We start from the raw sequence: 9,993 nt of genomic DNA, 5'->3' as shown, positions 1-9,993 counted from the left end.
ACAGCGAGGATATAAACCGCCGTTTAGTCACATACGAATGACAGGCTGGAGAAGCTCTGCGAGTCCGTTATCGAGCTACGCTATGACAAATCAATGGTTCAATGAACTTGGTTTAGTCAATATTGAACATGTTGTGACAGGGCATGTGTTCAGCACTTACGCTGAATGGAAATGTACATGAGCCGTATACGAGGTCCGTACGTACGGTTCTGTGAGAGGGATGAGGCGGCGACGCCTCACCCTACTCGATGTAGAGTGTATTATCGATTATTACCTTGATAGCGAAACTTAATGAAATTCTGAGCATTACTTAGGATCTGGAAGGCGGCTTTGAGATTTCGACGCTCAAAATCAGACATGTTTTCTGGTTCGATACTGTTATCCGCTTCAATACCGGCTTCAACATCTAATGCTTGATGTCGGATTCGTACCATATAGATCAGCTCCATCGCATCCCGCAAGTCTTGGCCGCGTCCTTTTGGAAGGATTCCGGACTCAATCACATCATCTAAACGCTCAAATGAGTTTTGAGACCGGGAACCCACAGCAAGGGCATGCACCCGGATAAGATCAGCCAATGGTGCCGTTCCTCTACGTTTAAGATTGATTGAATTTCGATGCCGGCCATCTTTTTCCATTACGAAATCTTTAAAAAACCCTAGGGGAGGTGTCCGGCTAATGGCATTTCTGGCTAAGCAAGCGAGGAATCGATTATTTTTACGAGCGCGACGAATGATAAAACTGTTTAGTTGTTCCGCCCATTTTTCACGGCCGTATACGCCGTCAAGGTCAAAGAAAATAGAACTGTTCAATAGCGCTTGGGGCTTGGGATCGTCAATCCATTGGGCAAAGCACGCTTCCCATTGGGATCGGGTTTTTCGCCATTCGGGATTGGTTGCCATAACGTCACCTGTGCAGTAGGCGTAGCCACAGGCCGCTAGACCATCACAGATGAAGGTTGCCAGTTTTTCGAAATATTCACCGTGCCGTTTTTCATCATAGCTATCATCTAAAATCAACGCATTGTCTTGATCGGTTACAATCAGTTGTTCATCCCGGGCCATAGACCCCATGGCGAGTAAGCAATATGGGATAGGGGGCGATCCCATTGCTTCTTCAGCCAGTTCAGCTAATCGCTGCTTAAAGCTGCGGCCAATCACCGACATCGCACTACCGATCATGTGGGCATTAGCATCTTCGTGAACCATTCGAACAAAACAATGTTTGACTTCATCCGCGACGACGATCAGTTCATCTATTGTGTGTTGCTGGAAAATACTGCTGACCAATAATAGGCTATTTTGCGATTCATAGCGCACAATGTCAGTGAGGCCGATGACACCGAGTGGTTGCTTTTTACGCAATACCGGTAGGTGGTGAACGTTGTAACGCAGCATGGTCAGCATCGCTTCGAAGACATACGCATTGTCATCGAGCGAGATGAGTTCACTGCTCATCACCTCAGACACGGGATTGCTCGTGTCTAGGCCTTTTGCCAATACGCGTGAGCAAAGATCCCTGTCTGTAATGATGCCAACAAGCGCGTTGTCATCGTCGTCGTTGTTTTCACCGTCAGGATCAATAATCAGTAGGGCAGAAATGTTTTCTTCCGCCATTGTGATTGCTGCAGCTTGAATTGTTTCGGTTTTGGCGATGACGATGGGTTCGCGAGAGAGTAACGTGCGTACTTTTGAGGTTGTCAGATCATTTTCTTTTGCATGTGTTGAGACGACATTACGTAATCGGGTGCTGTCTTCAAGCTCAACAAAATCCGCAAAAGAATCAAACTCATCACACAATGCAGTAAAAATGCTATCAGGAATGCAGTAAAGCAATGTGTCTTCGATCGCACGTGCCGGCATTCTGACACGGTTATTCATGAGTAAGCCCATTTGACCGAATAAATCGCCTTCATCAATTCGGTTATAAAGTTCACCTTTACGCCGATAGATTTCAACAGCACCACTGCGGATCAGATATAAATCTTGGATACTATCACCCACATTCAAAATCATGGTGTCGGCACGATAGTAAGAGACTTCAATGTTAAGCGCGACGTTTTTTAGCGTATCTTCAGGCAGTTGTTTAAATGGGGGGTATTGACTGATAAAGCTCAGTATTTCCAGCTGTTCGGCTTCCATCGTCGGTTCCGTATTGCTAGTACATGAGTTGAAAGTATATACGCCGTGGTTAGAAGGTAATAACTTCTCGCTGAAATAAGGATCTTGAGGTAACGTGGGTATATGTTTTAATTCAGCTTGTTAGTAAGCCCTTGATACGAGTGGAACACGACCATTATGCATATCCGTTATTGTACCTTTGAAGATCATGCACAAGCGATACTTGATATATTTAATGACGCAATTGCCCATACTACTGCCTTGTATGAATATGAACCCCGCACCATGGAGACGATGGTGCAGTGGTTTAATGTGAAATCGCGAGGTGATTATCCGATTATCGGTGCATTTACCGAGCAGGAGGAGTTAATGGGATTTGCAAGTTACGGACGTTTTCGTGAACAGCCTGCATTTCAATTTACCGTTGAAAATAGTATTTATCTTGATAGCCAATTCAGAGGTAAAGGGGTTGCTCGTGAGTTGATGCATACTGTTATCGCAGTGGCGTCTCATCAAGGTTACCACACCATGGTTGGGGCAATTGATTTAGATAATATTGCTAGCTTACGCTTACACCAAAAATGCGGTTTTGAAGAAGCGGGTATCATTAAACAGGCTGGGTTTAAATTTGATCGCTGGCTAGATTTGGCGTTTTATCAGTTAACACTGGATAAACATTAACTTATAAGGCGATTATTGTCAGAAAAGAGTCAGGCTTGAACAAAAAAACAACGTTCAGGAGCACTTTGAGAGTAAATTCTTGGTTTATATTGAACTTAAAATGAATTAATTCATAATACTGTTTATTTATCCAGTTAAAGAGACAATGACTGTTTGTCGCAGGTGCTACACTGTGTTTAGGTTAGTTTGATAGCTTACATGTAGGTAGTAACGACTGTGAAGCGGTCATGTATTATGTGATTATAGTGGCTAATTTCAACACACATTTTGGAGCGGCCGCGCTAACGAGTAGTTTGGCGGCGACCGCTTTGCTCTCTGCAGGGCACGTTGTGCCAATCACCGCATTATGGCTGATGTTAGTCGGTACTGTTGGTGGTTTACTGCCTGATATCGACTCTGATAACTCTACCTCAATGCAGACGTTATTTCGATTATTTGGTGGAATAATAACCTTTAGTTTTGTCGGCCATATCTATCGCATGGTCTCAATGCTTGAACTAATGGTTTATGGTACGTTTTGTTATTTTACGATACGGTACAATTTTAAATCGACGTTAGAGAAAATAACGGTACATCGAGGTTGTTGTCACTCACTGGCATTTATTTTGCTGTCTGGTTTGTTTATCGTTTGGTTAATGTATCTACTCGGCTACAGTGAAATAACGGCATGGTTGTCCGGTGGTTTTTTATTTTTTGGTGGTCTCGTCCATCTGTTGTTAGATGAAATATACAGCGTTGATCTCGCCAATCGGCGAGTAAAAAAATCATTTGGATCAGCCATGAAAGTGTTCTCACCAAGAAATCCTTTTCTGAGCGCCTTGCAGTGTTTATTGATCGCTTTACTCTATATGAATAGCCCACCATGGCATAAAACATGGATAGACGTGACGGATTGGAGCGAGTTTAGATTCAAGCCCGATTGGCTAAACAGGGAAGAGGTGACATCATTTTTTGATAGCGTTGTATCATCGACAAAAGAGGCGATGAGCAAGAATTAACTGATATGCAGGCAGTCCCTCATCGGTATGGACCTTGTCTTGTCAGGGGATGGTTAATTATTCAATGAATAGGTTAAGGGAAGCAGAATTGCTTCCCTTTTTGTTATGGTGAGAATGCGGTGAGTCACGAAGTTATCTTATAGCTTATTTAACTGAGAATAGGACATGACTTGATTTTTCCCGTTATTTTTTGCATAGCTTAATGCTAAGTCCGCATGATGTACTAGCATGTTAGCACTCATTTTTTCATGGGCTAATGTTCGAATGCCAATGCTGACCGTGAAAGAAATATCATGTCCAGCAATCGGTAAATTGAGTTGGCTTACCTGGCGTCGTAATCGCTCAGCTAAAATAAGGGAATAATGTAGGGATGTCTGAGGCAAGAGTATGATGAATTCCTCTCCACCCCAGCGACCGATAAAATCTGTTTGTCGGAAACAGTTGCGACAGCATTGTGCAAATAAACGAATAACATTGTCACCCGCATGATGACCATAATTATCATTAATCGCTTTAAAGTCATCAATATCGATGAAAAGACATGATAGTGGGACTTTCATTTTTTCTGCTTTAATTAATTCATTTTCAAGGGTTTTCTCAAAGCCATTACGGTTAGTTAAACCAGAAAGTGAATCGATATAAGCTTGTTGCTCTAAATCATTGTAGCCCTGATATTTCTCTGTGATATCAATAATGGCAAGTTGGATAACTTGTCGGTTATGCCATTGCACAATGGATTCAGCTGCTAAAACGTGTACTAATTCACCACATGGCTTAGTGAGTCGGAAGGTCTGTATTTTGGGTTTGATGCTACCCGCGATGAGCTGTTGGTAGTGATTCTGTGCTGTGTCAGGATCGGTGTCATAAAATAGTGGAAGTAGGCTAGGTAGTGCTAGCAGTGTTTCCGCACTTTGTACGCCAAAAATATTGCAGAGATTGTCATCGACATGTAGTACTTTGTATTGTTCATGTATCAAAGTACCGAAGTCAGAAGCAAAGGCATTGTCGTGGTCGAGTTGTATTTGTGGATATCCAGTCATTGAATCTCATACTATTGCGATTGCATCCATGAACAAGTTATACATGAGCGGCTTGCTGTAACAGATAATTCTATTTAAGGCTATAATATGTGATATTGATTCCAGAAATTCAAGGGGAAATGTTAAAAAATAACAGAATAATATAAAAAATTAGAGATTGGTCATCTTCTGTTATGACTTGAAATAATTGTGTGATAGACGATAGTCACATACTTGTTAGTGGTAAGGGTGTCATGATACTCATACAATTCGGCCTGTACCGTAAAGAAAGTAAGGCGATAATGGCAATGAAAATACCGTCATTATAGGTAGGTGAGTTATGTTTTTATTGTCAACTGATTTTTGTTGTTAATTGTATGGGTTTTATGCGGTATGTATGTGTACAGTAAATCGCCAAAGAGTCACTTGGGTATCGCGAGATATAGCTTCAAAGGTGGCAACGCCACAGATGCAGACTCGTAACCCTTTAGTATAAGAAACCAGGTATTCAGCTTGGCCGCATGTGGAACAACACTTCGTCTGAGTCATAATGCCAACTTCTTGGATAAATTTTAGTATATTGACTGTAACGAGTGCGGTGTTTGATGGTAATATTCGATGGTTATTTTGCGAGATGTTTCGCAGGCATGACTAAAATACTCTGACTAATTGTTAGTCATATTTTAACCATTAAATTCTAACTGAGATGGTGCTGATGGAGAATAGCGAGAGGAACGGTATGATGAGGTCAAATAAGGCCCGTTGTTGCTATTTTCAGGCCTTATATGTTTTGTTCTTTATTGCTTACTTATTTTCTTTTGGGGTTTTATTTCTACCCGCAGAGCGTCGACCACTCGTGTTCGATGAGCGATTTACGGGTGCATTTCTTCCTGACTGACGTTTTTTGCTTTCAGGCATGAAATCTAAGATAGAAATAGGCAACGGTTTGTTAGGAACAAACCCTTCAATTTCTTTACGAATGAGCAAATGCCCAAGTCGTTTTTCAATCATACACAGGTTTTTAAAATCATCGCGTGATACTAATGAAATCGCTTCGCCGGATGCTCCTGCTCGGCCTGTTCGGCCAATACGGTGAACGTAATCATCGGCCGGGAAAGGCAAGTCATAGTTTACAACACGTGTTAGATCATCGATATCAATACCACGCGCAGCAACACCTGTTGCAACAAGGTATTTAACTTTTCCTTCCTTAAACTCATTCAATACTCTTGCTCGAGCATCTTGGCTTCGGCCGCTATGAATCGCTTCGGCTTGAATGCCTCGCTTCTCTAGCTGTGAAACAAGCTTGGCGGCACCGTGCTTGGTTTCAATAAATATCAGGGCTTGCTCCCACTGATTCTCATTGATTAAGTGGCTTAGTAAGGCTGATTTCTTGTCTTTATCGACGGCAATGAGCCATTGATCGATTTTGGGTTCAGACGTGCTGTTTGATGCCACTGAAATTTCAATAGGGTTGTTAATCGCTGTTTTTGCGAGTTCGCGGACCTGTTTTGATAAGGTTGCTGAGAACAGCATGTTCTGGCGATCAACAGGAAGTCGATCAACAATTTTATTGATTGATTCAATGAAGCCCATATCAAGCATACGGTCGGCTTCATCGAGTACCAAAATCTCAATTTCTTCAAAATGTACGGCTTTTTGGCTATGCATATCAAGCAGGCGACCAGGAGTCGCGACCAGGATATCCACACCTTCAATTAAGCGTTGTTTCTGTGGTTTATCATCCACACCGCCATACATCGCTAATGAGGTTAGGTTGAGGTACTTACTGTAACTCTCAATGTTCTTATCAACCTGTACCGCAAGTTCTCGCGTTGGCACAAGAATCAGTGCTCTAACACGTTTTTTTCGGACGGTTTCACCTTTACTGAGCATTTCAAGGATAGGTAAGGTGAAGCTGGCTGTTTTGCCGGTTCCTGTTTGCGCACCGGCGATAAGATTTTTGCCCGTTAAAGCAACAGGAATTGCCTGTTCTTGAATCGGAGTCGGTGCTTTGTAGTCAAGTTCGGCAATAGCCTTAAGGATTGGATCGCTTAATCCAAGCATTGAGAATGGCATTGGGAGTCTCAGTTGTATGAAGAAAATGCTGCATAGGTTATCGCTATTGCAGTGATATTCACATTCTAACACGAACCATCCCCAGATTGGGTAGATAGTAGAGTAAAGAAATCTTGTTGAGTGTCTGTGACACAGGGGGGCTGGCATCCGTTTTAGATGTGGTGATTAGGGGGAGTTGCGGGGATAATGGCTTCCTCCGTTCCTTATAGTAATGTTATTTGTAATGCGCCTTGATAAATTTGTTTGTAAAAGTACCGAATTAACGCGAAGTGAGGCAATCATCCGTATCCATGCTGGGGAGCTTAGTGTTAATGGTGATGTCACGATGAATGTGGCGATGCAGGTTCATGCAAACAGCACCGTTATGATGAACGGGCAGCAACTTAAGCTACGTGATTTTCGTTATATCCTTATGCATAAACCTGCCGATACCATTTGCTCAAACATTGATGAAGTTTATCCGTCCCTGTTTAATTATATGGATGTTGATAATGTGGCTGAATTGCACATTGCTGGCCGTTTAGATGCCGATACAACTGGTTTAGTGTTGATCACTGATGACGGACATTGGTCGTTTAATATTACAGTGCCAACGAATCACTGTGAAAAAGTCTATCGTGTTGGCTTATCCCGGGATATTGCAGATGATGTCGCGAGCAAGTTTAAAAAAGGCATTCAATTACAAGGTGAGAATACTTTGACAAGGCCGGCTAAATTGGAGGTTATCGGTTCTAAAGAAGTGCGGATCACCATTACAGAAGGCAAGTTTCATCAAGTAAAGCGCATGTTTTCTGCGGTGGGTAATCGTGTTGTCTCGCTTCATCGTGAAAAAATTGGGTCGGTAAATCTCGATGTGGAAATGGGCCAATGGCGCTACCTGACAGCAGATGAAATTCAGTCATTCATAACCTTATAGTTTAGGTATAGCGTTTCATTCAGTTGCAAAAGGTATGGGGGCAATGGCACCCAAGCCAAATGTGTTATCTTTGGTGAACATCATAACTTAGCAACTGACTTAAGGTATGCTCAAGTTAAACTTGATTTAGCGAAGTGGATACCTGTTGAAAATGCGCTTCCATATGGAATGGACAATTTTGCTAAAGGTGACTTTCTAGAAGTGATCATTGAGCGATGGAAGAAAGAAGGAATGCCGAGCCATTTAGCTTGATTATGACAGAATCATTATTCAAAGCCTAAATATCCTGCCAGTAAAAATACTGGCAGGAAAGAGGGGCTGAGTGTTTACACTCATGCTTCCTTAATAAGCAGGATTAAGCGTTTTTCAGCCATGCATCAGTATGGGTCGACGCTTTCTTTTTACGTTTTTTCTTACCAGTACCTTCCGGTTTTGCTACCGGCTTAGTTGCCGCTAACATGGCCTCACTGATAGCTTCATCAACTTCAAAACCAGCAATTTTCTCGCGTTCAAGTCGGATCTTGTTTTTCTTTTCGATAACTTTGAAGTGATGGTAATCTTCATAGTCGATAAGCGACAATGCCAAACCAACTTCACCAGCACGACCACTTCGACCAATACGGTGCATGTAGTCTGATGGGCTTCTTGGTAAGTCAAAGTTAATCACCACGGGTAGCTTTTCAATGTCTAGACCGCGGGCTGCAATATCCGTCGCAATTAACACTTCAATTTCGCCTGACTTAAATGCATCAAGCACGCGAGAACGAGCGCCTTGGCCTTGATCGCCATGAAATACTTCAGCAGCGATACCACGTTTATGCAGTTTGTCAGCTAAGTGCTCACAGCTATTCTTAGCATTGACGAAAATAAGCGCTTGTCGCCATTGATGTTGTTTGATCAAGTGTGCGAGTACAGCGGTTTTTTCTCCTTTATTAACGGTGAATACGCGCTGTACTAATGTGCTGGTATCCGCATTTTGCAGCTGAATTTCAACAGGATCGTTAAGCAATTCCTGGGTTAAAGCCTGTACTTCCTCAGGAAAAGTTGCTGAAAACAATAAGGTTTGCTTTTGCTTGGGTAATAACCCTAAAAGTGCATTGAGCTCTTCTGTAAACCCAAGGCTTAACATTCGGTCGGCTTCATCTAGCACGAGGGTTTTAACCCGATCAAGCTTAATGGCATTACTTGAAATCAAGTCAAGTAAGCGGCCAGGTGTCGCCACCAAAATATCTGTGCCGCCGCGTAATGCAAGCATTTGCGTATTTGCCGATACACCACCAAATACAGCCACCGTTTTGATCGCGCCGTTAAAGTGCACCGCGTAAGATTTAATACTATCAGCAACTTGCTTGGCGAGTTCACGAGTCGGGACCAAAATCAGCCCTGTAACAAAATTCCCTTTGCCGTTTTTGCTATTTGATGATTTTGCTGCAACGTCTTGGTGAGTATAAATCTGTTGCAATATAGGCAGTGCAAAAGTGGCGGTTTTACCTGAACCGGTATTTGCTCCTGCAATTAAGTCACGTCCTGCTAATACACTTGGAATAGCTTGCGCTTGGATAGGCGTTGGCTGCTGATATTCCAGCTCAGTTAAGCGAGCTAGTAGGGAGGGAATAAGGCCAAGTTCTGTAAAGTTGGCTGGCGTTGTGACTGTAGTCATTACTATAAAGGGCTCAAACTAGGTTAATAACCTATTAGTTTAGCGTATTTAACCTCAGTAAAGTTAGTGAAATTGCCAACTCCGGTGAAAGCACAAGATAGATAGACTTTGGTGATACAAGCATGTACGGCTTCTGAGTGGGAATCTCGTTGAGATTTTAAGTTAACAAAATAGGGAATGAAAACGGCTCTCCACAATGAGAACCGTGTTTAATGAGCGATGATGCTGACATTAATCGCGTTTGATTTGGCCAACGATAGTTGAATCTTTGATCTTATTGTCGGCAGCCAGCATAACGGCTTTCCTGATTACCATCATTAATCAGCCAGCTGAGCTATACTTTGAGTTAAAGAAAACTTGAGGATTAGATCATGCCTAAGAATATGGTTCAATTTCAGAAAAGTATTTCTATTCATCGCTTTATCAAGCTGTATGGTACTGAAGAACAGTGCCAAAAGCACTTGTTTGATATGCGATGGCCTACTGCGTTCAAGTGCCCTAATTGCCATCACGATAAGTT

The 9,993-nt window shown here is 42.4% G+C and carries 8 protein-coding genes and 1 pseudogene; 5 read left to right on the top strand and 4 right to left on the bottom strand.

The window, feature by feature from the left end; genetic code table 11:
* Positions 1-181, top strand: a pseudogene (locus tag L4D12_RS24840) (group II intron reverse transcriptase/maturase); the annotation flags it as partial.
* 79 nt (positions 182-260) lie between these two features.
* Here the strand turns inward: L4D12_RS24840 and L4D12_RS24835 are convergent.
* Positions 261-2,141: a DUF294 nucleotidyltransferase-like domain-containing protein gene (locus L4D12_RS24835; RefSeq protein ID WP_428450507.1), complete on the bottom strand. Its 1,881-nt coding sequence runs from the start codon at positions 2,139-2,141 to the stop codon at positions 261-263.
* Positions 2,142-2,297: 156 nt separating this feature from the next.
* Here L4D12_RS24835 and L4D12_RS24830 point away from each other — a divergent pair, with 156 nt between their 5' ends.
* Together L4D12_RS24830 and L4D12_RS24825 are read left to right on the top strand one after the other, a co-directional pair.
* A complete protein-coding gene (locus L4D12_RS24830; protein WP_428450506.1) occupies positions 2,298-2,801 on the top strand; it encodes a GNAT family N-acetyltransferase in 504 nt (167 codons plus the stop codon).
* Between the two features lie 227 nt (positions 2,802-3,028).
* On the top strand, positions 3,029-3,799 hold the full coding sequence (locus L4D12_RS24825) for a metal-dependent hydrolase (protein ID WP_428450505.1): 771 nt from the start codon (positions 3,029-3,031) through the stop codon (positions 3,797-3,799).
* A 137-nt stretch (positions 3,800-3,936) separates the two neighbouring features.
* Here L4D12_RS24825 and L4D12_RS24820 read toward each other — a convergent pair whose 3' ends face one another.
* Positions 3,937-4,839, bottom strand: a complete 903-nt coding sequence (locus tag L4D12_RS24820; RefSeq protein WP_428450504.1) for a GGDEF domain-containing protein — start codon at positions 4,837-4,839, stop codon at positions 3,937-3,939.
* Between the two features lie 783 nt (positions 4,840-5,622).
* Complete coding sequence (locus L4D12_RS24815; RefSeq protein ID WP_428450503.1) at positions 5,623-6,897, bottom strand: DEAD/DEAH box helicase; 1,275 nt, start codon at positions 6,895-6,897, stop codon at positions 5,623-5,625.
* Between the two features lie 223 nt (positions 6,898-7,120).
* On the opposite strand from L4D12_RS24815, the gene L4D12_RS24810 reads away from it, so the two are divergent.
* On the top strand, positions 7,121-7,813 hold the full coding sequence (locus tag L4D12_RS24810) for a pseudouridine synthase (protein ID WP_428450502.1): 693 nt from the start codon (positions 7,121-7,123) through the stop codon (positions 7,811-7,813).
* Between the two features lie 355 nt (positions 7,814-8,168).
* On the opposite strand, the gene L4D12_RS24805 is transcribed toward L4D12_RS24810, so the two are convergent.
* Positions 8,169-9,473, bottom strand: a complete 1,305-nt coding sequence (locus L4D12_RS24805; protein ID WP_428450501.1) for a DEAD/DEAH box helicase — start codon at positions 9,471-9,473, stop codon at positions 8,169-8,171.
* Between the two features lie 371 nt (positions 9,474-9,844).
* Between L4D12_RS24805 and L4D12_RS24800 the strand changes: the two genes are divergently transcribed.
* Positions 9,845-9,993 (top strand): transposase (locus L4D12_RS24800; protein WP_428450508.1); only part of this gene is annotated, 149 nt, incomplete at its 3' end.

Origin of the sequence: Photobacterium nomapromontoriensis (assembly GCF_050336815.1) — a bacterium.
GTDB lineage: Bacteria > Pseudomonadota > Gammaproteobacteria > Enterobacterales > Vibrionaceae > Photobacterium > Photobacterium nomapromontoriensis.
Note: the sequence above shows the minus strand (reverse complement) of the source record. Positions and strands in the feature narration are given on the sequence as shown.